The sequence below is a fragment of the Duganella caerulea genome (assembly GCF_040362985.1).
GTDB lineage: Bacteria > Pseudomonadota > Gammaproteobacteria > Burkholderiales > Burkholderiaceae_D > Rugamonas > Rugamonas vulcania.
In genome coordinates this window covers 135,568-160,465 of sequence record NZ_BPWJ01000001.1, presented here as the reverse complement: position 1 = coordinate 160,465, position 24,898 = coordinate 135,568, and the positions used below count along the sequence as shown (strand labels likewise).

The window sequence follows — 24,898 nt, the reverse complement described above, 5'->3', positions numbered from 1 at the left end:
GCGTCGTTGCAACTCCTCGCCGTGCTAGCGCACTGCCTTCGTCGTTGCGCCTAGCCCTGTCCATTTTGAACAATTTCATCTTTTAAGCGAGCAATAAGCCATGACCAATAAAGTCACCAAATCCGACGCCGAATGGCGCGCCATGCTGGACCCGATGGAATATCAAGTCACGCGCCACGCCGCCACCGAACGCGCTTTTACCGGCAAGTTCTGGGATCACCACGAACACGGCATCTACACCTGCGTGTGCTGCGATACGCCCTTGTTCCGCTCCGACGCCAAGTTCGATTCCGGCTGCGGCTGGCCGAGCTATTTCGAAGCGCTCGATCCCGCCAATGTCATTGAAAAAACCGACCGTACCCATGGTATGCTGCGCACCGAAATCATATGCGCGGTATGCGACGCCCATCTGGGCCACGTGTTCCCGGACGGTCCGCCCCCAACCGGGTTGCGCTATTGCATTAATTCGGCCTCCTTGCGCTTCGATCCACAATAACCTTTAAAACAACATGAAATTTCTGTTCGACCTGATCCCGCTGCTGCTGTTCTTTGCCGCCTACAAGCTGTCGGGCTGGAATGCCGAGGCTGCCCAGCACTTCATCAATACCTACCTCAGCGGCATGATTTCCGGCGGCTCGGTGAAGCCGGACGAATCGCCGATCGTGATCGCGACGCTGGTCGGCATTCTGGCCACGATGGCCCAGATCGGGTATATCAAGGCGCGCGGGCGCAAGGTCGACTTCGTGCTGTGGTTCTCGCTGGCCATGTTTGTATTCTTCGGCGGCCTGACCATTTACTTGCACGACGAAGATTTCATCAAATGGAAATTGAGCATCGTCTATTGGTTCTTTGCATCCGGCCTGCTGGTTAGCGAACTGGTCTTTAAAAAGAATTTGATGCGCAAATCGATGGAAGAGATCATCCAATTGCCGGACCTGATCTGGAGCCGGCTGAACCTGGCATGGATCTGTTTCTTTGTCGCGATGGGCTTCCTGAACTGGTATGTCGCCTTCGTTTTGTTTAAAGGCGACACCAGTTCCTGGGTCAGCTTTAAGGCATTTGGTTCGACCGCGATCATGTTTGTGTTTATCGTTGGTCAAACTATTTACCTGTCCCGCCACATCAAGGATGAAGCATGACCGATACCCGCATAGACCGCATGCGCAGCCGCTTCCAGGCCGCCCTGGCGCCGCTGGAACTGACGCTGGAAGACGATTCCGCATTGCACGCGGGCCATGCCGGCGCCGCCTCGGGTGGGGGTCATTACAACGTTAGAATTGTTTCGTTACAATTCGAGGGCCTCAAACTCGTCACAAGACATCGACTCGTGTATGATTCCGTGCACGATATGATGCATAAAGAAATTCATGCATTGGCCATTACCGCATTGGCTCCGTCCGAAGTATGATGTAGCGCTTGGTCTGGGAACGGTCGCTATCGGTTTCAAAATAATTGAACACAAAGACAGATAGCTGATCTAACTCCTGCCCAGGCAATTTCGCTAAAACTTTCCCCTTACAGGAATTAATAATGACTTTCAAGCCAGCCAGTTTGCTGATTGCACTTCTCGCCGTTGCCGCAGTACCTGCTTTCGCACAAAACGTTGCCGTAGTTAATGGCAAAGCCATCCCTACCTCGCGCGTGGAGGCAGTTGTCAAGCAGGTCGTTGCACAAGGCCAGCAGCCTGATTCGCCACAACTGCGCGAACTGATCAAGAAGGACCTGATCGGCCGCGAAGTGATGATGCAGGAAGCGGAAAAGCAAGGTTTCGGCAAAGATGCAGCGGTTAAAACGCAAATCGAAAACGCCCGCCAAGCCATCATCATCAACGCGCTGGTTGGCGACTACATCAAGAAGAATCCGGTTTCGGACGCCGACATCAAGGCTGAATACGACCGCTTCGTGGCCCAGAACGGCGACAAGGAATACCACGTGCGCCACATCATGCTGGCCACCGAAGCCGAAGCCAACGACGTGATCGCCAAAATCAAGGGTGGCGCCAAGTTCGAAGAGCTGGCCAAAGCGTCGAAAGACACCGGTTCGGCAGCCAACGGCGGCGATCTGGACTGGGCCGTGCCTTCGTCCTTCCCACCAGCGTTCTCGGCAGCCTTCGTCGGCCTGCAAAAAGGCCAGGTCACCGAGAAGCCAGTTCAAACCCCGAACGGCTTCCACGTGATCAAGGTGGACGACATCCGTCCAGCCAAGCTGCCTACCCTGGAAGAAGTGAAGCCGCAAGTTGCTGAAGCGCTGGCCCAGAAGAAATTGCAAGCCTACCAAGAAGAACTGGTCAAGAAAGCAAAAGTGCAGTAATGTTACAGATGAAGGCGGCGCCCTGCGGGGCGCCGTTTTTAATTTTGCGTTGATACAATGCACCGCCGAGTGCGATTTCTAGTTTTTTTATAGGATTTAATAATGATGTTGAAGCCAGCCCGCCTGTTGTTAGCACTGATCGCTGTCGTAGCAGCACCGGTATTCGCGCAAAACGTCGCGACCGTCAATGGCAAGGCTATTCCTGCCGCCAAAGTGGATCAAATGGTCAAGCAAGTGGTCGCCCAAGGCCAGCAGCCTGACAGCCCGCAACTGCGTGAAATGGTCAAGAAAGAACTGATCGGCCGCGAAGTGATGATCCAGGAAGCGGATAAACAAGGTTTCGGCACCAAGCCGGAAGTCAAGGCTGCAATCGAAAACGCACGTCAGAGCATCATCATCAACGCGATGCTGGCCGACTACGTCAAAAAGAATCCGGTAAAAGATACCGAAATCAAAGCCGAGTACGACAAGTACAAAGCCGCCATGGGCGAAAAAGAATACCACTCGCGTCACATCCTGGTCGCCACCGAACAGGAAGCCAAAGACATCATCGCCAAGCTGAAAGCCGGCGGCAAGTTCGAGGAACTGGCCAAGGTATCGAAGGACGGCTCCGCCAACAACGGCGGCGATCTGGGCTGGATGACTCCAGGCAAACTGGTCAAGCCTTTCGCCGACGCGATGGTTGCACTGAAAAATGGCGAGATCACCCAGACTCCAGTGAAGACCGAGTTCGGCTACCACGTCATCAAGCTGGAAGAATCCCGCGCCACCAAGCTGCCTTCGCTGGAAGAAGTCAAAGGCCAGGTTGCAGAAGCCCTGCAACAACGTAAGATCGCCGCCTTCCGCGACGAACTGACCAAGAAAGCCAAGATCCAGTAATACTGTTTCTTGCTGTCAAAGAAAGGCGCCCTTCGAGGCGCCTTTTTCGTTTTTGGCGGCGATGCAACAGGCGCGGATATTTGAATCGCCAGCGCAAAGACGCATGCCTAGACTTTCCGTGGGGCACCAAAACGTCCCATTGACATTTCATTACGATAAGAGATATTGCCATGAAACTGAAGTCGCGCATGATGTTGTGCATTTCCCTGGTATGCGTTTTTTTCGCCTGCGCCCTCGGAGTGGCATTGATTGGCATGCAGAATGCCAAGAACCAGTTCTCGCAGTTCCTGGAGCAGGATCAGGCGCTGCTGTCGGCCTCCACCAATATGTACGCCCAAGGTCTGCAAATGGGTCAGGCGCTGCGCAACGTCGTCATCGATCCCGCCAACAAGACCGGCTACAAGAATCTGGAGGACGCGGGCATATCCTTCAAGGAACAAGCCGATATCGCGCTGGAGCTGCCCCGCGACCAGCCGGAGACCTCGAAGCTGTTCCGGGATGTGCTGGCGCTGCGCGAAAAGCAGGCCGGCCTGCAGGCCAAAATCCTGGGCGTCGCCAAGGATGACCAGGCCGCCGCGATCAGCACCCTGAACAAGGAAGAAACTCCCGTCTGGCGGGAAATGCGCACCAAGCTGCTGGACTTCAACAAAAACAAGAACGCACTGGTCAAGCAAATCCGCCAAGAGCTGGTGGACTTCACGCGCAAGATGTTGATCTTCAGCTTGGCGCTGGGCGTGGTGGCCTGCCTTGCCGGCGCCGGCATCGCCTTCTGGATGACTAATAGCGTCATGCAATAGATTGGCGGCGAACCCGCCTACGCGGTAAACGTGGCAAATAATATTTCATCCGGTGATTTTTCCCATGCCGTGGATACTGAACATGGCGATTCAAGCAGCCTGCTTTATCAAATGAAAGCAATGCAGGATCATCTGGGGAATATGGTGGCGCAAATACGCGGCGGCACGGACACCATTGCGACCGCTTCCAGCGAAATAGCCGCCGGTAATCTGGATCTGTCCACCCGCACCGAGCAACAAGCTAGCTCGCTGGAAGAAACTGCTTCATCGATGGAGGAATTAACGTCGACGGTTAAACAAAATGCCGCCAATGCCAACCAGGCAAATGGATTGGCCGCAAAGGCCTCGGAGGTGGCGATGAAAGGCGGCGCGGTGGTTTCTGAGGTCGTCAATACCATGACTTCGATTAACGCCTCCTCCCGCAAGATTGTCGATATTATTTCGGTTATTGATGGCATCGCGTTCCAGACTAATATCCTGGCATTAAATGCCGCGGTTGAAGCGGCGCGCGCAGGTGAACAAGGACGTGGATTTGCCGTGGTGGCTTCGGAAGTCCGTAATCTCGCGCAGCGCTCCGCAGCGGCGGCCAGGGAGATTAAGGAATTAATTACCGATTCGGTCGCGAATGTGGATACAGGCAGCAAACTGGTCGAGGAAGCGGGTATTACCATGACCGAAATCGTCGACAGCGTAAAACATGTCGCCGATATTATGAGCGAAATCAGCATGGCGATGCAGGAACAGACATCGGGTATCGAACAGGTTAATCAGGCGATTACCCAGATGGATCAAGTGACGCAGCAAAATGCCGCGCTCGTGGAAGAAGCGGCCGCCAGCGCGGAGACGATGCAAAACCAGGCTTCCAATCTGGCGCAGATCGTCAGCATATTCCGGCTCGCGCGGCACGCTCGTTAAAGCGCGCAAATATCCCCCCTTCAAGGCACTCCGTCGAGTGCCTTTCTTTTTGCCCATGCAGACCAGAAACTGGCAAGTTCATGCCAATTTTCAGCTTACTCTCGGGGCTGGGGCCGAAATCTTCTATACTCATGCCCATGAACCCACAATTCCACGCCGACCTCGACACCCTCCTCGCCTCCGCAGCCACGCCCGCCCGCGCGCCCGCCATGCGGGCTTATATGCGCGATCAATTCGATTTTCTGGGCGTAGGCACGCCGCAACGCCGGATGGCAGCCAAGCCTTTGCTGAAGCGATTAAAGGGAAGCGGCGCGGAGAATCTCCTCCTTTGCGCCCGCGAATTATGGGAGCGTCCGCAAAGAGAATATCAATACGTGGCGATTGACTTGGTCGCCATGCACAGCAAGGAATTGAATCTTGCGCATATTCCCGAGCTGCTGAGATTCGCGCAGAATAAATCGTGGTGGGATACGGTCGATGCGCTGGCTTCGGTAATCAGCGATATATTGCATTACCGCCACGATGGAATGGACGAGGCCTTATCTCACGATAATATGTGGGTACGGAGGATCGCCCTATTGCACCAATTGGGCTGGCGCGACAAGGTGGATACGGACAGGCTATTCAATTACTCCCTTGCGCTGGCGCACGAGAAAGAGTTCTTTATCCAGAAAGCGATAGGCTGGGCCTTACGCGATTATGCCCACCATGATCCAGAAGCTGTCCGGGCATTCACGCAAAAAGAAAAGCACCGGCTTTCGGCACTCAGTTATCGCGAGGCCAATAAGCATCTCGCCAAACCATAAAAAAAGGCCGGATCGCTCCGGCCTTTTCTGATTCAACTTCGGTTATCCAACGAATTTACGCGCGTTGCGGAACATGCGCATCCATGGAGAATCTTCGCCCCACGATTCAGGATGCCACGATTGCTGCACCGAACGGAATACGCGCTCCGCGTGCGGCATCATTACCGTAAAGCGGCCATCCGCCGTGGTTACCGAAGTCAGACCTTGCGGCGAGCCATTCGGGTTATATGGATAGGCTTCGGTGGCCGCGCCGCGATTATCGACAAAGCGCATCGCTGCCACGGCTTCGTTGATATTGCCGGTCTGCGTGAAGTCCGCATAACCTTCGCCGTGGGCGATGGCGATGGCGGTCTGCGTGCCGGCCATGCCGTTGAAGAAGATCGACGGCGAATCCAGCACTTCCACCATCGCGAAGCGCGCTTCGAATTTCTCCGATTTGTTGGTGGTGAACTTGGGCCAGGCATGCGCGCCAGGGATGATGGACTTCAGGTTGCTCATCATCTGGCAGCCGTTGCAGACGCCTAGGCCGAAGCTGTCGGTGCGCGCGAAGAAGCGGGCGAACTGCTCGGCCAGCGCGGCGTTGAACAGGATGGTCTTGGCCCAGCCTTCGCCGGCACCCAGCACGTCGCCGTACGAGAAGCCGCCGACGGCGATGATGCCCTGGAAGTCATCCAGCTTGACGCGGCCCGCAATCAGGTCGCTCATGTGGACGTCGACGGCGTTGAAGCCCGCTTGGTGCATCACGTAAGCGGTCTCGATGTGCGAGTTGACGCCCTGCTCGCGCAGGATCGCGACACGTGGACGCACACCGGTTGCCAGGAACGGCGCTGCGACGTCCTCGGTCAGGTCGAAGGTGATCTTCGGCGTGATGCCAGGATCGGTTTCGTCCAGGATGCGGTCGTATTCGGCATCGGCGCAAGCAGGATTATCGCGCAGGCGGGCGATGCGCCAGCTGGTTTCGCTCCACAGGCGATGCAGTTCCGAACGCGGCTTGCTGTAGATGTTCTTGGCATCGCGGGTGAACTCGATCACGCCACGGTCGTTCGGCTTGCCGATGATATGGCTGCAGGCGCCCAGGTTGAATGTGCGCAGCACGTCCATCACCGCCGACTTCTCCTCGGCGCGCACCTGGATCACCGCGCCCAGCTCCTCGGAGAACAGCGCGCGCAGGGTTTGCTCGTTGCGGCGTTCGGCGATCTGGCCGGCCCAGTTCTTGGCGTCGCCCTGATCGGCGCCGTGCCCCTCTTCCAGCGTCAGGATGTCGAGATTGATCGACAAGCCCGCGCGACCGGCGAAGGCCATTTCGGTCAGCGTGCCATACAGGCCGCCGTCGGAACGGTCGTGGTAGGCCAGCAGCTTGCCGTCGTTGTTCAGTTGCTGGATCGCGGTGAAGAAGGCCTTCAGGTCTTCAGGGCTGTCCACGTCAGGCGTCTCGTTGCCCAGCTGGCCCATAACCATCGACAGCGCCGAAGCGCCCAGGCGGTTCTTGCCGCGACCCAGGTCGATCAGGATGATGGCGGTGTCGCCGGCATCGGTCTTGATCTGTGGCGTCAGCGATTTGCGCACGTCGTGCACCGGCGCGAAGGCCGAGACAATCAGGGATACCGGCGAAGTGACAGCCTTGGCGTCGCCCTCGTCCTTCCAGGTGGTGCGCATCGACAGCGAATCCTTGCCGACCGGGATACTGATGCCCAGCGCAGGGCACAGCTCCATGCCGACCGCCTTGACGGTGTCGAACAGCGCCGCGTCCTGGCCAGGCTGGCCGCAGGCGGCCATCCAGTTGGCGGACAGTTTGATGTCGGAGATATCCTTGATCGGCGCGGCGGCGATGTTGGTGATCGCCTCGGCGACCGCCATGCGGCCCGACGCGGCGGCGTTGATGACGGCCAGCGGCGTACGCTCGCCCATCGCCATCGCTTCGCCCAGGTAGCCCTCGAAGCTCATCGCGGTGACGGCGCAATCGGCAACCGGCACCTGCCATGGGCCGACCATCTGGTCGCGCACGGACATGCCGCCCACAGTGCGGTCGCCGATGGTGATCAGGAAGGACTTGTCGCCGACGGTCGGCAGCAGCAGCACGCGCTTGGCGGCTTCCTCCAGGTCCATGCCGGTCAGGTCAATGGCCGGGAATTCGTTCTGCACATGATGCACGTCGCGCTGCATCTTCGGCGGTTTGCCCAGCAGGACATCCATCGGCATGTCGACCGGCTCGTTGCCCAGCTCTGGATCGATCAGCTTCAGTTGACGTTCTTCGGTCGCGGTGCCGACGACAGCGAACAGGCAGCGCTCACGCTCGCACAGCGCCTTGAACATCGGCAGATTGTCCGGCGAGATCGCCAGCACATAGCGCTCTTGCGACTCGTTGGACCAGATCTCTTTCGGCGCCATGCCGCTTTCTTCCAGTGGGATCTTGCGCAGGTCGAAGATCGCGCCGCGCTTGGCGTCGTTGGTGATCTCCGGGAAGGCGTTCGACAGACCGCCGGCGCCGACGTCGTGGATCGAGATGATCGGATTGTTCGCGCCCAGCTGCCAGCAGCCGTTGATCACTTCCTGCGCGCGGCGTTCCATCTCCGGATTGCCACGCTGGACCGAATCGAAGTCCAGGTCCGCGGTGTTGGTGCCGGTGGCCATCGACGAAGCAGCCGAGCCGCCCATGCCGATGCGCATGCCGGGACCACCCAGCTGCACCAGCAGGCTGCCGACCGGGATGTCGTTCTTGTGCGTGTGCTGGCCGGAGATGTTACCGATGCCGCCCGCGATCATGATCGGCTTGTGGTAGCCGAACACGGTGTCGTGCGCGCCGGCGAACTGCTTGCCGATATTCTGTTCGTAGGTACGGAAGTAACCGCCCAGCACCGGACGGCCGAATTCATTGCTGAACGCGGCGCCGCCCAGTGGGCCTTCGATCATGATCTGCAGCGCCGACGCGATACGGTCTGGCTTGCCATAAGCCTTGCCGCTGCTGCGGTAGTCGGCCACCGGCGCGGTGACGGGAGCGTCGTTTTCCCAGGCCTGCACGGCGCCTGGCAGCATCAGGTTCGACACGGTGAAGCCGGTCAGGCCTGCCTTCGGCTTGGCGCCACGGCCGGTCGCGCCTTCATCGCGGATCTCGCCGCCGGCGCCGGTGGAGGCGCCTGGGAATGGAGAGATCGCGGTCGGGTGATTGTGGGTTTCCACTTTCATCAGCGTGTGCGTCAACTCGGTGGTCGGCGCGTACTGGTGGGCGTCGCCTTGCGGGAAGAAGCGCATCACTTCCGCGCCTTCCATGATCGACGAGTTGTCGCTGTAGGCGACGATGGTGCCCTTGGGCTGCAGTTGGTGCGTGTTCTTGATCATACCGAACAGCGACTTCGGTTGAGCGACGCCGTCGATGGTCCAATCGGCGTTGAAGATCTTGTGGCGGCAGTGCTCCGAGTTCGCCTGCGCGAACATCATCAGCTCGACGTCGGTCGGATTGCGGCCAGCCTTGGTGAAGGCGGCGTCCAGGTACTCGATCTCGTCGTCCGACATCGCCAGGCCCAGGTCCGTGTTGGCCTTTTCCAGCGCTGCCTTGCCCATGCCGATCACGTCGACCGATTCCAGAGGCTTCGCTTCCAGCGTGCGGAACAAGCCGGCCGCTTCGTCCGGATGACGCAGCACCGATTCGGTCATGCGGTCGTGCAGCAGCGCGGCGACGGCCTGCACTTCTTCATCCGACAGCTTCTTGGCGGCGCCGATGCTGCTGCCCAAAATGCCGCTTTTCAGATTTATGCGGAAGGCGATGCCGCGCTCGACGCGCTTGATGTGCGCCATGCCGCAGTTGTGGACGATGTCCGTGGCCTTGGAGGCCCACGGCGAGATCGTGCCGAAGCGCGGGATGACAAAGAACTCTTCGACCACGCCATCGGTATTGTCGGCGTGGGCCGGCTCACCGTAGGTCAGCAGCGCGCCGAGGCGGCTGGTGTCGTCGGCCGACAGCGGTTCGGCGGCGTCGATGAAGTGGACATAGCGCGCCTGGACGGCGGCGACGGCAGGCAGCGCGGCTTGCAGTTGAGTTAACAGGCGTTGGCTACGGAATGCGGACAGGGCGTTGGAGCCCGGCAGAATCAACATGTTTGGAGGATGGTTGATGCAGCATGGCTGCGGATTAAAGGTAGATGGAGCACGAGATACTTGTAATGCAGAATTTCCTTTGCGCGCATTATACCCTTTACCAGCCTGCCTATACAGCGCCAATTCGGCCAAAAAAGTGCTGCGGAAGCAACATTTTTGGCAATTTGAGGCCGGATTAATCCACAGTCCCGCTCTTGTTGCCGGTTTTTCATAACATTTCGACTTGCCATGGAGTATGCTAGATTTAACTTTAGCTAGGATGCGTAACATGGCGGAATATAGTGAATTGTCGGTGCTGATCGTCGACCCGAATCCCGGGATGCGCGGCAGCCTGCACAACATGCTGAACCAATCCGGCATCACCAAGATCGATTACGCGGTCAGCTCCGGCACGGCCATCCGCCAGCTGGCCAAGAAACCGTTCGACATCGTCCTGTGCGAGTACGACCTGGGCAACGGCAGCGGCGAAAACAATGGCCAGGACGGCCAGCAGCTGCTGGAAGACCTGCGCCACCATAAGCTCATCGCACCGTCGACCATCTTCATCATGCTCACGTCCGAGGGCGTGTACAGCAAAGTGATCGGCGCGGCCGAGCTGACGCCAACCGACTACGTCCTCAAGCCCTTCACCGTCGACGCGCTGCTGCAGCGGCTGCGCAAGGCGGTCGAGCGGCGCGACGTGTTCCTGCCCATCCACCAGCTGGTGGAACTGGGCAGCGTCCGCAAAGCCATCGGCGAGTGCGGCATCGCCGAGGAAAAGAATCCACGTTACGCGATCGATTTCGCGCGCCTGCGCGCCGAGCTGCTGGTGTCGCTGGACGAACTGGCCGACGCCGAGGTGGTGTACCAGGTCATCCTGATGAACCGCCCTATCGCCTGGGCGCATTTGGGGATGGCACGCTGCCAGTTCGGCCAGCAGAAGTACATCGAAGCGCAGGAGACCTTGCAGGAGCTGCTGGTCCACAATCCCAAGTTCATGGCGGCCTACGATCTGCTGGCGCGCACCCACGAGGCGATGGGCCAGCAGGAAGCGGCCAAGAAGATACTGGAGGACGCGGTGGCGATCTCGCCCAACATGGTGCGCCGGCTGCGCCACCTGGGCGAAGTGGCGTTCGAGACGGGCGACGTCGGCGTGGCCGAGAAGGCGTTCAAGCAGGTGGTGGCCAAGGCCAAGTACTCCGAGTTCCGCGACCCCGAGGATCACGTCAAGCTGGTCAAGACGCTGGTCAAGAAAGGCGACGCCCATCAGGCCAGCGGCGTGATACGCGACATGGAGCGTTCGTTGCGCGGCAGCGCCAACGTCGAGGCCTGCCGCGCCATCGCGGCCGGCCTGCTGCAGGAAATGACCGGCAATATCAGCGGCGCGGCGGCGGAACTGGCCACCGCCGTCAACGCCGTCGGCGCGAGCCGGGGCCTGTCGACCGGCCTCAAAATCGGCTTGGTACACAGCTGCCTGAATGTGAAGCTGGACCAGCAGGCCTCCGACCTGATGCTGAACCTGATGAACGATACCGAGAGCGGCGTGTCGATGGACGATGCGGTGCAGGTGTTTGAGAAGGCCGGCCGCCACGACCTGGCTGCCGGCATGGGCGAACAAATCAAGCTGCAGGTGGACGAGCTGATTGCCCATGCATCCGAACAGCGCGGCCAGGGCGACCTGCGGGCTGCGGTCGATACGCTGAACGCGGCGCTGCGCAAGGCGCCGGCCAATATGTCGCTGCTGCCGGCGGCGACATCGGCGATACTCAAGCAGCTGGACGATCTGGGTTGGGAAGTGCCGTTGGCCGAGCAATGCGCCTATCTGCTGGAGCGCATGCGCAAGATCGATCCGACCCATCCTTCGCTGGAGGCGCTGCAGGCGCAGTATTCGCACACCCAGCGCAAGTACGGTATCGCGACGACCGCTTAGTTACAGGATCAGTGAACCGGGGAAGTTCGACAGGTGGGAAATCAGATACCAGGTCACGAAGTACAGGGCGCACAGCAGGAAGGCCGACAGGATCGCGCCATTCGCCGATCTGCGCCCGCGCAGGAGCTTGAGTAGCATACGCACCGGGTTCTCCCTTCCATCTGTTCATCGAACCAAAACTTTAAGCCCCACGCCCTGTACTGGACAAGCCGGGAATCGCCGGTACCGTTTTTTGATGCCGATGGTATTGGATGGCGGGCCGTCAGGCGGCCATGGTGCGCAGCTCCTCTTCCGCCGCGCGGCCCAGTGCCTGCAGATCGACGTTGATGGCGCCAAAGGCGCGGCCAGCCGCGCTTTGCCGCATGCCCGCCACCACAAGCAGGATATGCGCCCCGCACAACGCGGCAGGCAGCTGGCGTTGCGCATCCCGCAGCCTTTGCATCAGTGCTTGGCCAGATGGTTGGGCGTCGAACAGTTTGCCGGCCGTCGCGGGCGGCGGCGCCATGTCGTCCGCCTCGACCTCCAGGCCCAGCGAGGACAGCGCCGCGGCGTGCCGCTGCTCCAACGCCGCGCGATACGCCTGCGGATCGGCGCCTACTCGCTGGAACACACGCCGCGCCGAGCCGTCGCCCAGGTCCAGCGCGGCCAAAGCGTAGTGCTCCGCGCCAGGGTGCTGCTGGCCCGCTTTCAAGGCCCAGCGTTCGGCGTTGTTCGATAAATTGGCAATGGTGCGCATGTCTTGCCAGCGCTGTTTGATCTTCGCGAACATCGTGCTTTCCTCCTGATGGCTTCAGCCGCGCGCCAGACTCGCCGCGTGCTTTTTATGGGCGGCCTGCCGGGAGACGCCGAGCGCCTCCGCTATCTGGGCCCAGGTCCAGCCGTCCTCCAGCGCCTTGCGCACGGCTTTGCGCTCTATCTGGTCCGCGAGCTCGCGCAGCGCCAGCACCGCCGCCAAGGCGTCGCCGGGCGCGGTGGGAATCTTGAGGTGATGGAGATCGGTCATGCGTCAACTTTAATTGACAAAACCGGACTTGTCAACGTGGATTGACAAGTCTGATCGGGGATCAATGAGAACACATGGGCCGCCACGGACTCGCCGCGCAGCTTGAGCCGGTTGCGTGCCAGGCATTCGTGCACGGCGCCCGCCTTGCGCGCCACGGCGGCGCTGGCCTCATTGCCGGCGGCGATGACGATCTCCACCCGCGCCTGATTCAGGTGCAGGAAGGCGTAGCGGGCCAGCGCGGTAGTCGCGGCGATCGCGGCGCCCTGCCGCTGCGCCGACTCCCGCACCCAGTAGCCCAGGTTGCAGAAGCTGTTGACCGCATTGAGCTGGTTCAAGCCGCCGCCACCAACCAGCGAGACGCCATCCGGCAGGAAGATCCCGAATTCGTGGGCGCTGCCCTCGGCGCGGCTGGCGTCGCAAAAGGCGAACCACGACAGCGCCTGTTCCTCAGTGTATTCGGCATGCGCCCACGACATCCATTTACCGACGCTGGACATCGACTCGCGAATGGCCGCCGCGAACGCCGGCGCGTCCGCAGCGACGAAGGGCCGCAGCAAATAAGCACCCGCCTCCAGTTGCGTCATTGCTTATCCTCGCGTGGGCCGTAGCCGCCACCACCCGGCGTTTCGATCACGAACAGATCGCCGGGCTGCATGTCGGTCTTACCGATGTGTGCCAGTTCCTCGACGCGGCCATCGGCCCGCATCACGGTGTTGCGCCCCAACGCGCCCGGCTCACCGCCGGCCATGCCGAACGGCGCGTGGATGCGGTTGTTCGACAGGATGGCGGCGGTCATCGCTTCGAGGAAGCGCACTTTGCGCACGCCGCCGTTCCCGCCATGCCACTGGCCCGCTCCGCCGCTGCCTTCGCGGATGGCGTAGCTCTCCAGGCGCACAGGAAAGCGGAACTCCAGGATCTCCGGATCGGTCAGGCGCGAATTGGTCATATTGGTCTGCACGACGCTGGTACCGTCAAAGCCGGGGCCCGCGCCGGAGCCGCCGCTGATGGTCTCGTAGTACTGGTAGCGGGCGTTCCCGAAGGTGAAGTTGTTCATCGTGCCCTGCGCCGCGGCCATCACGCCCAGCGCGCCATACAGCGCGTTGGTGATGCAGGTGGACGTCTCCACGTTCCCCGACACCACCGACGCCGGATAGTGGGGATTGAGCATGGAGCCTTGCGGTATCAGCACCTTCAGCGGTTTCAGGCAGCCGGCGTTCAGCGGAATCTCGTCGTCCACCAGCGTGCGGAACACGTACAGCACGGCCGCCATGCACACCGCCGACGGCGCGTTGAAGTTATTCTCCAGCTGCGGCGAGGTGCCGGTGAAGTCGATCTCCGCGCTGCGGCTGGCGTGATCGACCCGCACCGCCACCTGTATCTGCGCGCCGTTATCCAGTTGCAGTGTGTAGCTGCCGTCTTTCAGCGCGCTGATCACGCGCCGCACGGATTCCTCGGCGTTGTCCTGCACGTGGCCCATGTAGGCCTGCACCACCTCCAGGCCGAAGTGCGCCACCATCTTGCGCAGCTCGTCCACGCCCTTCTGGTTGGCCGCCACTTGCGCCCGCAGGTCGGCCATGTTCTGGTCGGGATTGCGCGCCGGGTAGCGCGCGCCTGCCAGCATGGCACGCGTCTCGGCCTCGCGCAGCTGGCCGCCGGCGGCGCCGTCCACCAGCTTGAAGTTATTGATTAACACGCCCTCTTCCTCGATCACGCGCGAGTCCGGCGGCATCGAACCCGGCGTGGTGCCGCCGATGTCCGCATGGTGGCCGCGCGAGCCGACGTAGAACAGGATGTCCCGGCCCGCCTCGTCGAACACCGGCGAGATCACCGTCACATCCGGCAAATGGGTGCCGCCGTTGTACGGATCGTTGAGCATGAAAACGTCGCCGGCGTGCATACGGCCGGCATTCTCACGCATCACGGTCTTGATGCTCTCGCCCATGGAACCCAGGTGCACCGGCATGTGCGGCGCGTTGGCGATCAGGTTGCCGTCGGCGTCGAAAATGGCGCAGCTGAAGTCCAGCCGCTCCTTGATGTTGACCGAGTAGGCGGTGTTCTGCAGGCGCAGCCCCATCTGCTCGGCGATCGACATGAACAGGTTGTTGAAGATCTCCAGCATCACCGGGTCGGCGCTGGTGCCGATGGCGCGGCGCTCCGGCAGCGCGACCACGCGCTTGAGCACCAGATGGTCGTTCAGCGTCACCTCCGCCTGCCATCCCGCTTCGACGATGGTGGTCGCATTCGCCTCGGCGATGATGGCCGGGCCTTTCACGATGTCGCCGATGCGCGTGGCGCCGCGCTGGTACAGATTGGTCTGGCGCCATTTGCCGCCGGTGTACATCGGCACCACCGCATGCGGCATCAGGCCGGACACGCGGCGCGGCGCCGGCTCCACGGTTTCGGACGGCGCGTCGGACTTGCCGACCGCCTCCACCGACACCGCCTCCACGATCAGCGCCTTGGACGGCATCAGGAAGGAATAGCGCTTGCGGTAGGCCGCCTCGAACTGCGCCTTCATGCTATCGACCGTATCGAACAAGACGATCAGCGCCGAATCCGTGCCTTCGTAACGCAGGTGCACGCGGCGTATCATCGCGATGCGCTGGTCGTCCACGCCCTGGTGATGCAGGTCGGCGCGCGCATGGCGGCCCAGCGCATGCAGGCGCGCGTCCAGGTCTTCCACCGAATCGGCGCCCAGGCGCGCTTCCACCGCGGCCTCGCGCATCGCGGTCTGGTCGGCCAGGCCCATGCCGTAGGCCGACATCACGCCAGCCAGCGAATGCACGAACACCGTCGTCATGCCCAGCGCGTCGGCTACCAGGCAGGCATGCTGCCCGCCGGCGCCGCCAAAGCTGGTCAGCGCGTACTCGGTGACGTCGTGCCCGCGCTGCACGGAGATCTGCTTGATCGCGTTGGCCATATTGCCGACCGCGATTTCGATAAAGCCCTCGGCCACCTGCTCCGGCGTGGTCTCCTTGCCGGTGGCGGCCTGGATGCGCGCCGCCAGTTCGGCGAAGCGGGTGCGCACGGTATGCGCGTCGAGCGCCTGCCGGCCCTCCGCGCCGAACAGCTGCGGGAAGTGATTGGGCTGGATTTTCCCGAGCATGACATTGCAGTCGGTGACCGCCAGCGGGCCGCCGCGTCGATAACTGGCCGGCCCAGGATTGGCGCCCGCGCTGTCCGGGCCCACGCGATAGCGGCTGCCGTCGAAATGCAGGATCGAACCTCCACCCGCCGCCACCGTGTGGATGCTCATCATCGGCGCGCGCATGCGCACGCCGGCCACCTGGGTTTCGAACACGCGTTCAAACTCGCCGGAAAAATGCGAGACGTCGGTCGACGTGCCGCCCATGTCGAAGCCGATCACCTTGTCGAAGCCGGCCAGCTTGCTGGCGCGGACCATGCCGACGATGCCGCCCGCAGGGCCGCTCAGGATGCTGTCCTTGCCCTGGAAGGCACGCGCGTCGGTCAGGCCGCCGCTGGACTGCATGAACTGCAGGTTCACACCCGGCATTTCCTTCGCCACCTGGTCGACGTAGCGCCGCAGGATCGGCGACAGATAGGCGTCCACCACGGTGGTGTCGCCGCGCGCGACCAGCTTCATCATCGGGCTGACTTCGTGCGAGACCGAGACCTGCGTGAACCCCATCAGCCGCGCCATCTCCGCCACCTTGACCTCATGCGCGTGATAACGGTAGCCGTGCATGAAGACGATGGCCAGCGAACGCAGGCCCATGTCGTAGGCCGCCGCCAGGCCGGCGCGCGCGGTCTCCATGTCCAGCGCGGCGACGGTCTCGCCATGCGCGCCCATGCGCTCGTCGATTTCGATCACATGGCTGTACAGCAGTTCTGGCAGCAGGATGCGGCGGTCGAACAGGCGCGGACGGTTCTGGTAAGCGATGCGCAGCGCATCGCGGAAGCCGCGCGTGATGGCCAGCGCGGTGGGCTCGCCCTTGCGCTCCAACAGCGCGTTGGTGGCGACGGTGGTGCCCATCTTGACGGCGCCGATCTGCGCCACCGGAATCGGTTTTCCCTTCGCGACACCCATCAGCTGGCGTATGCCGGCGATGGCCGCATCGGCGTACTGCTCGGGGTTCTCGGACAGCAGCTTGAGCGTACGCAGGCGCCCATCGGGCGGACGCGCCACGATGTCGGTAAACGTACCACCACGGTCTATCCAGAACTGCCAATCCATGCAAGCCTCGCTACGATAACTGAAGCGTGTATTGTAGTGTCTCGGCCGCGCGTGGGATAGCGGCCGTACAACATAATTTGGATGCTAAAATCGCACCATGAATCCACTTTACTCCAGCGCGGAGATACGCGCCATCGAACACGCCGCAGCCGCCGCGCTACCCGACGGCGTGCTGATGCAGCGGGCCGGCCAGGCCGGCGCCAATGCCGCGCTGGATCTGCTGCCCTTCTCGACCTCCAAGGCCAAGGTCCTGATACTGGCGGGCCCCGGCAATAACGGCGGCGATGCACTGGAGACCGCGGCCCACCTGGCCTACGCCGGCGCGCAGGTGACGATCCTGCACTTCCCGCCGCAATCGACGCCGTCCACGGAGCGCGCGGCCGCCATGCGACGCGCCCAGACCAGCGACGCCCGCTTTGCCGACCTGGATCTGGCGATGGTGGCCGGCACCGAATGGACGCTGGTGGTGGATGGCCTGTTCGGCATCGGCCTGCAACGCCCGCTGGCGGGCGCGCTGCGCGAACTGGCGGAAGCGGTCAACGGCCTCAAATGCTCGGTGTTGGCGCTGGACCTGCCGAGCGGCCTCGATGCCGACACCGGCGCCATCGTCGGACCGGACGGCGTGGCGATCCACGCCACCCACACCATCACCTTCATCGGCAACAAGCCCGGTCTGCACACCTGCGACGGCCGCGATTACGCGGGTCTGGTGGACGTCTCGCGCCTCGACATCGACGCCAGCCATTTCGCGCCGGCGCGGCTGCACCTGAACGACGTCAAGTTCTTCTCGCGCCATCTGCGCGCGCGGCGCCACAACACGCACAAAGGCAGCTACGGCAGCGTGGCGGTGATCGGCGGCGCGCGCGGCATGAGCGGCGCGCCGCTGCTTGCCGCGCGCACTGCGCTCAACAGCGGCGCGGGCCGCGTCTACGCGCTGTTCGTCGAAGACCCACTGCCCTGCGACAGCGGCCAGCCGGAGCTGATGTGCCGCCTCGCCAACGATTTCGACCTGGGCGCGGCGACGCTGGTGATAGGCCCTGGCCTGGGCGCATCGCGCCGCGCCGGCGAACTGCTGGAGCGCGCCATCGCGAGCGGCAGTGTGCTGCTGGCCGACGCCGACGCACTCAATCTGCTGGCCGCCAATCCCGCACTGCAAACCGCGCTGGCGCGGCGCCCGGCCTCCAGCATTTTGACGCCGCATCCGCTGGAGGCGGCGCGGCTGCTGGGCTCCGACATCGCCGAGGTGCAGGCCGACCGCATCGGCGCCGCCCGCAAGCTGGCGGCCAGCTTGAATGCCTATGTGGTGCTGAAGGGTTCCGGCACCGTGATCGCGGCGCCGAACGGGGATACCGTCATCAACACCACCGGCAATCCGGCGCTGGCCACGGCCGGCACCGGCGACGTCTTGTCGGGTTTGTGTGGCGGCCTGTTGGCGCAAAGCTGGCCGCTGTGGGAGGCCGCGCTGGCCGGCGTCTGGCTGCACGGCATGGCGGCCGACGTGCTGGTCACCGAAGGCACGGGCCCGATCGGCCTGACCGCCGGCGAACTGATACCTGCGATCCGCGTGGCGCTCAACCGCATGGTCCAGCACCACGCCCGCTAGCCCATCAAACCAGCCGCCCCGCCGCGATGGTGATGGTGCGGGCGCAGCGCGCCGCCATCGCCTGGTCGTGCGTGACCAGCACCAGGGTTGAGCCGTGCTGGCGATTCAGTTCGAACATCAGTTTGATGACCGCCTCGCCGGTGGCCGCATCCAGGCTGCCGGTCGGCTCGTCGGCGAACAACAATGGCGGCTCGGGGACAAAGGCCCGTGCCAGCGCCACGCGCTGCTGCTCGCCGCCGGACAGGTACTTGGGATAGTGCTTCAAGCGGCTGGCCAGCCCCACCCGCTCCAGCATGCTCTCCGCCTTCTCGCGCGCATGCGTGGCGCCGCGCAGCTCCAGCGGCAGCATGACATTTTCCAGCGCCGTCAGGTGGGCCAGCAGCTGGAACGACTGGAACACGAAACCCAGCTTTTCCTTGCGCAGCGCGGCGCGGCCATCCTCGTCCAGCGCGTAGATATCGACGCCATCCAGCATCACGCGGCCGGCGCTGGGCGTGTCCAGGCCTGCCAGCAGACCCAGCAAAGTCGACTTGCCCGAGCCGGAAGCGCCTACAATGGCGAGCGTCTCGGCTTTTTGCACGGTAAAATCCACCTCGTGCAGGATCGTCAGTTCGCCGCTGGCGTCGGCCACGCGCTTGGCCAGACCGCTGACGGCGATGGCGGGCTGCGCGCCGTACAGCGGCACAGCTGCGGCGCTGGACGCCAGGCCCGGTCCGTCCGGCATGAAATGGGAAGACGCTTTAGGGAAATCAGGCATGCTGAATGTGTTAAATGTTTTATACGGTTTATCAAGAAAACAGGGGGCTCAGGCCTTGGCCGCGCTGCTGCTGACATCGGCCGCGGCGAGCGCCTATTCTGCACCAAAAACCGTGCTGGTGCTCGGCGATAGCCTTTCCGCCGAATATGGCCTGGCGCGCGGCGCTGGCTGGGTCGCGCTGGCCGAGCAAAAACTCAAGAGCGAGAAGATCGAGGCCAATGTGGTCAACGCCAGCGTCAGCGGCGAAACTACCAGCGGCGGCCGCACGCGCTTGCCGGCGCTGCTGGCGAAATACAAGCCGGCGCTGGTGGTGATCGAACTGGGTGCCAACGACGGCCTGCGCGGCCTGCCGGTGGCCGCCGCCGAGACCAATCTGCGCGCGATGGCCGATGCCGCCGCCAAGGCCGACGCCAAGGTCATGTTGATCGGCATGCGCATGCCGCCCAACTACGGGCGCGATTACGCCGACAAATTCTTCGCCATGTACGGCACCCTGAGCAAGGAGATCAAGGCGCCGCTGGTGCCGTTCATGCTCGACGGGATAGCCGACAAGCCGCAGCTGTTCCAAGCGGACCGCCTGCACCCGCTGGCCGAAGCCCATCCGACCATCCTGGCCAACATCTGGCCCGTTCTACAGAAAAGCATCAAGGCAAAATGAAGTATCCAGAAATCCTAGTATTCGACGACGCGCTCCAGCAACTGGACAAGTTCGATGCCATCATCGACGTCCGCAGCCCCGCCGAATACGCGCTCGACCACCTGCCCGGCGCCATCAACGCGCCGGTGCTGGACGACGCCCAGCGCATCCAGGTCGGCACGATGTACAAGCAGGTCAATTCGTTCGAGGCCAAGAAGGTCGGCGCCGCGCTGGTGGCGAAGAATATCGCCGCCCACATCGAGGCGCTGTGGCTGGACAAGCCACGCGAATGGCGGCCCCTGATCTACTGCTGGCGCGGCGGTAACCGCAGCGGCTCGATGGCGCACATCCTGGCCAAGATAGGCTGGCCGGTGGCGCAGCTGGACGGCGGCTACAAGGCCTTCCGCGCCCACGTCAACGCGGCGCTGGAACAGCCGCCTGGGTTGAAGTTCAAGGTCATCTGCGGCACCACCGGCAGCGGCAAGAGCCGCTTGCTGGAAGTGCTGCACGCGAACGGCGCGCAAGTGCTGGACCTGGAGCAGCTGGCCGCCCATCGCGGTTCGGTGCTGGGCAACCTGCCTAGCCAACCGCAGCCCAGCCAGAAGGCTTTCGAGACCGCGATCTGGAATACCCTGCGCCGCTTCGACCCCGCGCTTCCGGTGTTTGTGGAATCGGAGAGCAAGAAGGTCGGCAACCTGCGCGTGCCGACGGCGCTGATGGACGCCATGCGCGCCTCCGACTGCGTCGCGCTGACGCTGTCGCGCGCCAACCGCGTGCGCCTGCTGATGGAGGATTACGCGCATTTCACCGACAGCCCGGCCTCCCTCAACGAGCAACTGGAGTTCCTGACGGCGCTGCACGGGCGCGAGAAGATCGGCCGCTGGCAAGCCATGGCGGTGGCCGGGGCGATGCCGGCGCTGGTGGAGGAGCTGCTGGCCGATCACTATGATCCGGCGTACCTGCGCTCGATCGACCGCAATTTCGTCAAATATGGCCAGGCCATGCCGCTGGAACTGGCGGACATCGACAACGCCGCCTTCCAGACTGCCGCCTTGAGCCTGATGGCCATACCGGCCTGAGTCAGCGCCGCACCAGCAACAAGCCCCGAGAACCGGTGTCCGGTTGTCGGGGCTTTTTTTCTGCCACAGCTTAAGGTGCTGAAAGGCCGTCAACTCTTTTTGCGGCGCCGTCCGAGATACGACAGGATGCCCAAACCGCCCAGCATCATGACATAGGTTTCAGGCTCAGGTACCGGATCGACATTCAGCGTGCCGGAATAGCTGGCGGAGACGTTATTGGATATGCCATATACCGTCAGCACCAGCGTGCCGGAGATCCAGGTCGGGTCGAGCATGCCTGACTCGGCAGCGCCGGTCGGGGTAAAACTCAAGGCATGGCCGTTCAGGTCCGCGGAGTAGAAATCGATATTATGGTTGCCACCCAGGTTCAAGGTCTGCACCCAGGCATTCACCAGGCTGGGGCCCACGGCGGGACTGAAGGTAAAGACGTCGGTGAAGGCGCCGATTACCGAGTGGTCCACCCCGAAGTGGGCGCTGTAGCCGGTGGTCGGGGTGCCGTTTAGCACAACCGGAACGCTATAACTGTCGCCGGCGGCGTAGCTTGTGATCGAGGTGGCCGCCAGCACAGTCCCGATTAAGAGAGATTTTAGTTTCATAATTTTCCCGAGAAAAAAAGTGGAAACCGAATGCGCCTGAGGAGCCAATGCGCCATTTAACGTTACATCAGCCCAATTTAGATGTCAATTAATTATTCAAATTAAACAACTAACTTGCGATATCGAAGGCGGGAAGGCGGAAGGGAAAATGCTGGGAGGTGGGGCGGACGCGCCGCAACGGCGGGGAGTACTGCACCGGGAAGCGCGGAGCGCTTCCCGGAAAATCAACTTACTTTACTTCTACAACTGTGGTTTTTGCGATGGGCTTCAGGATCTTGACCTTGGCCTTTTGTTTCAGCAGTTCGATGTAGTCATACATCTCTTGCTGAGCCACGATGCTGTTGATCTGTTCGGCTTCCGATTTGCGGCGTGCCTCATCCTGCACCGCAGGCTGCTGCACCTTGCCAATGCGGTAGACGCCATAGCCCATGCCAGGCACGTCCACGCCAACGTAGGCGGGCAGCTTGGTGGTATCGGCCTTCATGATTTCCTGCATCGCCAGACCGTTCACGCCTTCCGGCTTGGAACGCGACACCAGCTTGGCGGCGCCGAAGCCGGTGGCGTCACCGGATTTCTTGAACGCAGCCAGTTTCTCTGCGCCGGCCTTGGCGGCCAACTTGGCGGCCTCTTCCATCGTGACGCGCTGGCGGATGGCGGCATCGACTTCAGCCAGCGGACGCTTGGTCGCAGGCTTGAACTCGACGATGCGGCCGGCGACCAGCGTGCTCGGCGCGGTTTCGACCGCTTCGGTATTGCGCTTGCTGCTGATCGACTCGTTGGAGAACAGCGCGGCCAGGAACTTGGCGTTGTTATACGGCGCCTGGCCGGCCATCGGCGACGGCGTGCGCGAGACGTTGGCGGCGGTTTCGATCTTCAGGCCCAGCTTGTCGGCGACCGGCTTCAGGCTGTCCGACTGCTCGTAGACGGTATTGGTGAAGGCTTCAGCCATTTCCGAATACTTCTTGGCGGCCTTTTGCTTTTTCAGCGCCTCGGCCACTTCGGTCTTGACCGCGTCCAGCGGCTTGACGACGGACGGCTTGAGCTCGGTCACGGTCAGGATGTGGAAGCCGAAGTCCGACTGCACCGGATCGCTGATCTCGCCCTGCTTGAGTTTCATGACAGCGGCTTCAACCGAAGCGGCCGGCAGCGAACCCTTGCTGACGACGCCCAGATCACCACCCTGCTCGCCCGACACAGGATCGTCCGATTTGGCCTTGGCGACCTTGGCAAAGTCGCCTGGATTTTTGCGCAGTTCGGCAACGATGGCGTCGGCCTTGGCCTTGGCGGCGGCCACTTCGGCGGCGCTGGCGCCCTTCTTCAGTGCGACCTGGATGTGTGCGGCGCGGCGGGTTTCCGGCGTGGCGAAAGCTGGCTGGTTGGCGGCGTAGTACGCGGCCACCTCGGCGTCGGTCACGGTGACCTGGTTCATGACGGCGTCGCTGTTGAAGACCACGTATTCGATCTTGGCCTGCTCCGGAACTTCGAAGAACTTGCTGTTCTTGTCGTAGTAAGCCTTGACCATGTCGTCGGTGATCTTCACTTGCGGCACGAAATCGGCGACCGGCAGCAGCAGTTCCTGCACCTCGCGTTCCTGCGCGCCGATGTCGGACAGGCTCTTGGCCACGGCGCGCGGTGCGAAGCCGGTGGACTGGATCGCGTTGCCCAACTGCTGCAAGGTCATGTCGCGGCGCATGCGCTGATCGAACATGAGCGGCGTCATGCCTTGCGCGGCCAGGATGGCTTTGTAGCGCTCCATATCGAACGCGCCCTCGCCGCCAAATTGTTCCTTGATGACTTTTTGCAGCTGGGCATCGCTGACGCTCAGGTGCGCATGGTTCACCTCGGCAGCCACGGCGCGCTCGGCGACCAGCTGGTCAAGGATATTCTGCTTGAATTCCGGGGTATCGAACATCTTCTGGTCGAACTGCGCGCCCAGGCGCTGGCGATAGCTGTCCAGCTGAGTGCGGACCGCGTTATCGAACTCTTGCTGGGTCAGCGGTTTGCCGTCGATTTTGGCGATCGTATTGGCGTCATCGCCGAAGCTCTTGTAACTGCCGATACCAACGAAGGCGAACGACGGGACGATAATAATCGCCAGGAGTATCTGCATCAAACGTTGATGGGTACGAATAAATTCAAACATGGTCTGCCAATTCGGATTGAGTGGAACTTGCACATACAAGATTCCGGTTGCGGGATTTTACAGAGAGCCCCCCTCTATAGCAAGAGTAAATCCTTGGCAAAACAGTCACGCCACCAGGCCGGGCAACAAAATCGCCACCAGCGCACGCGTGGTGCGGCGCAGCAGACACCGGCGCACCCAGCCGAACGATGCCATTAGAAAATATTAGTTTCCGAACGCGATAATGTCCGCGCCCACGCGCCATTAAAACAAAATGGGGTCAAGTCTGGCATTCGGACACGAGCTCAACCAAAAACAAAATGGGGTCAAGTCTGACATTCGGACACGAGCTCAACCGTAACGCATATATACGGTTGAGCTCGTGTCCGAATGTCAGACTTGACCCCAATTTAATACGGCGGAAAAAGAAAAACCCCGCAGCTAATAATAGCTGCGGGGTATCTTGTTCTTGGCGGAGCGGACGGGACTCGAACCCGCGACCCCCGGCGTGACAGGCCGGTATTCTAACCAACTGAACTACCGCTCCTTGGTCTTACTCAATTTAGCATTTTGTTGGCGGAGCGGACGGGACTCGAACCCGCGACCCCCGGCGTGACAGGCCGGTATTCTAACCAACTGAACTACCGCTCCAACAAAACACTGGGTACTACCTTGCTGCTGCAAAACTGGTGGGCGGTGAGAGGCTCGAACTCCCGACCTAAGCCTTGTAAGGGCTCCGCTCTACCAACTGAGCTAACCGCCCGTTTTGCGTTTCGTGAGCAACTTTACCGCTTGCTGCTCACTGAAGTCCGTTAGTTTACAGCATCTTTCAAAGCTTTACCAGCTTTAAATTTAGGAACTTTCGCTGCGTCGATGATGATCTCTTCTTTGGTGCGCGGATTGCGGCCGGTACGGGCAGCGCGTTCGCTCACGGAGAAGGTACCAAAGCCGACCAGGGTGACGCTGTCGTTCTTTTGCAGGGTGGTGGTTACACCGTCGATCACCGCGTCGAGTGCGCGTGCAGCAGCCGCTTTCGAGATATCAGCGGTGGTAGCAATATGGTCGATCAATTCAGTCTTATTCAAAGCAATTCCCCGTCACAAAGGTTATATCGTTTTAGCCGGTAGATAGCGGTATTTGAATACCGTTCTCCAGGCCGAGAAAAATCTCAGGCCGTATTAAACAAGCCAGCCCGCCC

Annotated in this window: 20 protein-coding genes, 3 tRNA genes and 1 pseudogene; 11 read left to right on the top strand and 13 right to left on the bottom strand. The window is 61.7% G+C overall.

Features of this window, described 5'->3' with window-relative positions; translation table 11 throughout:
* The first annotated feature begins 100 nt into the window (after nt 1-100).
* The 7 genes and pseudogenes from msrB to ACUJB0_RS00660 all read left to right on the top strand — a co-directional run bounded on the left by msrB (nt 101) and on the right by ACUJB0_RS00660 (nt 5,707).
* Nucleotides 101-496, top strand: coding sequence for a peptide-methionine (R)-S-oxide reductase MsrB (gene msrB / locus ACUJB0_RS00690; RefSeq protein WP_117015030.1), 396 nt, complete (start codon nt 101-103; stop codon nt 494-496).
* A 13-nt stretch (nt 497-509) separates the two neighbouring features.
* Nucleotides 510-1,139 carry a septation protein A gene (locus ACUJB0_RS00685; RefSeq protein ID WP_444843503.1) on the top strand — a complete coding sequence of 210 codons (630 nt, stop codon included), beginning with the start codon at nt 510-512 and terminating at the stop codon, nt 1,137-1,139.
* Nucleotides 1,136-1,408 (top strand): BolA family protein, encoded by a 273-nt coding sequence (locus ACUJB0_RS00680; protein ID WP_161082704.1) that lies wholly within the window; start codon nt 1,136-1,138, stop codon nt 1,406-1,408. Before ACUJB0_RS00685 ends, ACUJB0_RS00680 begins: the two co-directional genes overlap by 4 nt.
* A gap of 122 nt (nt 1,409-1,530) precedes the next feature.
* On the top strand, nt 1,531-2,310 hold the full coding sequence (locus ACUJB0_RS00675; protein ID WP_161082705.1) for a peptidylprolyl isomerase: 780 nt from the start codon (nt 1,531-1,533) through the stop codon (nt 2,308-2,310).
* A 102-nt stretch (nt 2,311-2,412) separates the two neighbouring features.
* Nucleotides 2,413-3,189 carry a peptidylprolyl isomerase gene (locus ACUJB0_RS00670; protein WP_117015026.1) on the top strand — a complete coding sequence of 259 codons (777 nt, stop codon included), beginning with the start codon at nt 2,413-2,415 and terminating at the stop codon, nt 3,187-3,189.
* Between the two features lie 170 nt (nt 3,190-3,359).
* Nucleotides 3,360-4,901, top strand: a pseudogene (locus ACUJB0_RS00665) (methyl-accepting chemotaxis protein).
* Nucleotides 4,902-5,038: 137 nt separating this feature from the next.
* Nucleotides 5,039-5,707: a DNA alkylation repair protein gene (locus tag ACUJB0_RS00660; RefSeq protein ID WP_444843502.1), complete on the top strand. Its 669-nt coding sequence runs from the start codon at nt 5,039-5,041 to the stop codon at nt 5,705-5,707.
* A gap of 42 nt (nt 5,708-5,749) precedes the next feature.
* Here the strand turns inward: ACUJB0_RS00660 and purL are convergent, their stop codons facing one another.
* Nucleotides 5,750-9,799: a phosphoribosylformylglycinamidine synthase gene (gene purL, locus ACUJB0_RS00655; protein WP_444843501.1), complete on the bottom strand. Its 4,050-nt coding sequence runs from the start codon at nt 9,797-9,799 to the stop codon at nt 5,750-5,752.
* A 268-nt stretch (nt 9,800-10,067) separates the two neighbouring features.
* Here purL and ACUJB0_RS00650 point away from each other — a divergent pair, with 268 nt between their 5' ends.
* Complete coding sequence (locus ACUJB0_RS00650; RefSeq protein WP_444843500.1) at nt 10,068-11,708, top strand: response regulator; 1,641 nt, start codon at nt 10,068-10,070, stop codon at nt 11,706-11,708.
* Here ACUJB0_RS00650 and ACUJB0_RS00645 read toward each other — a convergent pair whose 3' ends face one another.
* The 5 genes from ACUJB0_RS00645 to ACUJB0_RS00625 form a co-directional block, all read right to left on the bottom strand.
* Nucleotides 11,709-11,846 carry a hypothetical protein gene (locus tag ACUJB0_RS00645; RefSeq protein WP_175000971.1) on the bottom strand — a complete coding sequence of 46 codons (138 nt, stop codon included), beginning with the start codon at nt 11,844-11,846 and terminating at the stop codon, nt 11,709-11,711.
* Nucleotides 11,847-11,970: 124 nt separating this feature from the next.
* A complete protein-coding gene (locus ACUJB0_RS00640) occupies nt 11,971-12,477 on the bottom strand; it encodes a Clp protease N-terminal domain-containing protein (RefSeq protein ID WP_444843499.1) in 507 nt (168 codons plus the stop codon).
* A 21-nt stretch (nt 12,478-12,498) separates the two neighbouring features.
* Complete coding sequence (locus ACUJB0_RS00635) at nt 12,499-12,711, bottom strand: helix-turn-helix domain-containing protein (protein WP_444843498.1); 213 nt, start codon at nt 12,709-12,711, stop codon at nt 12,499-12,501.
* The gene (locus ACUJB0_RS00630; protein WP_444843497.1) at nt 12,708-13,295 is read right to left on the bottom strand and encodes a GNAT family N-acetyltransferase; all 588 of its coding nucleotides are present in this window, start codon (nt 13,293-13,295) and stop codon (nt 12,708-12,710) included. The genes ACUJB0_RS00635 and ACUJB0_RS00630 overlap by 4 nt, the downstream gene beginning before the upstream one ends.
* Nucleotides 13,292-16,906, bottom strand: coding sequence for a hydantoinase B/oxoprolinase family protein (locus ACUJB0_RS00625; RefSeq protein WP_444843496.1), 3,615 nt, complete (start codon nt 16,904-16,906; stop codon nt 13,292-13,294). The genes ACUJB0_RS00630 and ACUJB0_RS00625 overlap by 4 nt, the downstream gene beginning before the upstream one ends.
* A 97-nt stretch (nt 16,907-17,003) precedes the next feature.
* Between ACUJB0_RS00625 and ACUJB0_RS00620 the strand changes: the two genes are divergently transcribed.
* On the top strand, nt 17,004-18,509 hold the full coding sequence (locus ACUJB0_RS00620) for an NAD(P)H-hydrate dehydratase (RefSeq protein ID WP_444843495.1): 1,506 nt from the start codon (nt 17,004-17,006) through the stop codon (nt 18,507-18,509).
* A gap of 4 nt (nt 18,510-18,513) precedes the next feature.
* Here ACUJB0_RS00620 and ACUJB0_RS00615 read toward each other — a convergent pair whose 3' ends face one another.
* Nucleotides 18,514-19,233, bottom strand: a complete 720-nt coding sequence (locus ACUJB0_RS00615; protein ID WP_444844219.1) for an ABC transporter ATP-binding protein — start codon at nt 19,231-19,233, stop codon at nt 18,514-18,516.
* A gap of 31 nt (nt 19,234-19,264) precedes the next feature.
* Between ACUJB0_RS00615 and ACUJB0_RS00610 the strand changes: the two genes are divergently transcribed.
* Together ACUJB0_RS00610 and mnmH are read left to right on the top strand one after the other, a co-directional pair.
* On the top strand, nt 19,265-19,924 hold the full coding sequence (locus ACUJB0_RS00610; protein WP_444843494.1) for an arylesterase: 660 nt from the start codon (nt 19,265-19,267) through the stop codon (nt 19,922-19,924).
* Entirely contained in the window at nt 19,921-20,982 is a 1,062-nt protein-coding gene (mnmH, locus tag ACUJB0_RS00605) for a tRNA 2-selenouridine(34) synthase MnmH (protein WP_444843493.1), read from the top strand. Before ACUJB0_RS00610 ends, mnmH begins: the two co-directional genes overlap by 4 nt.
* An 89-nt stretch (nt 20,983-21,071) precedes the next feature.
* Here mnmH and ACUJB0_RS00600 read toward each other — a convergent pair whose 3' ends face one another.
* The 6 genes from ACUJB0_RS00600 to ACUJB0_RS00575 all read right to left on the bottom strand — a co-directional run bounded on the left by ACUJB0_RS00600 (nt 21,072) and on the right by ACUJB0_RS00575 (nt 24,785).
* The gene (locus ACUJB0_RS00600; RefSeq protein ID WP_444843492.1) at nt 21,072-21,578 is read right to left on the bottom strand and encodes an FxDxF family PEP-CTERM protein; all 507 of its coding nucleotides are present in this window, start codon (nt 21,576-21,578) and stop codon (nt 21,072-21,074) included.
* Nucleotides 21,579-21,807: 229 nt separating this feature from the next.
* On the bottom strand, nt 21,808-23,721 hold the full coding sequence (locus ACUJB0_RS00595) for a SurA N-terminal domain-containing protein (RefSeq protein ID WP_444843491.1): 1,914 nt from the start codon (nt 23,719-23,721) through the stop codon (nt 21,808-21,810).
* Between the two features lie 449 nt (nt 23,722-24,170).
* Nucleotides 24,171-24,247: transfer RNA gene (locus ACUJB0_RS00590), tRNA-Asp, on the bottom strand.
* A 27-nt stretch (nt 24,248-24,274) separates the two neighbouring features.
* A tRNA-Asp gene (locus ACUJB0_RS00585) sits at nt 24,275-24,351 on the bottom strand.
* Nucleotides 24,352-24,387: 36 nt separating this feature from the next.
* Nucleotides 24,388-24,463, bottom strand: a tRNA-Val gene (locus tag ACUJB0_RS00580).
* Nucleotides 24,464-24,512: 49 nt separating this feature from the next.
* Entirely contained in the window at nt 24,513-24,785 is a 273-nt protein-coding gene (locus ACUJB0_RS00575; RefSeq protein WP_008448340.1) for an HU family DNA-binding protein, read from the bottom strand.
* Nucleotides 24,786-24,898 lie beyond the last annotated feature (113 nt).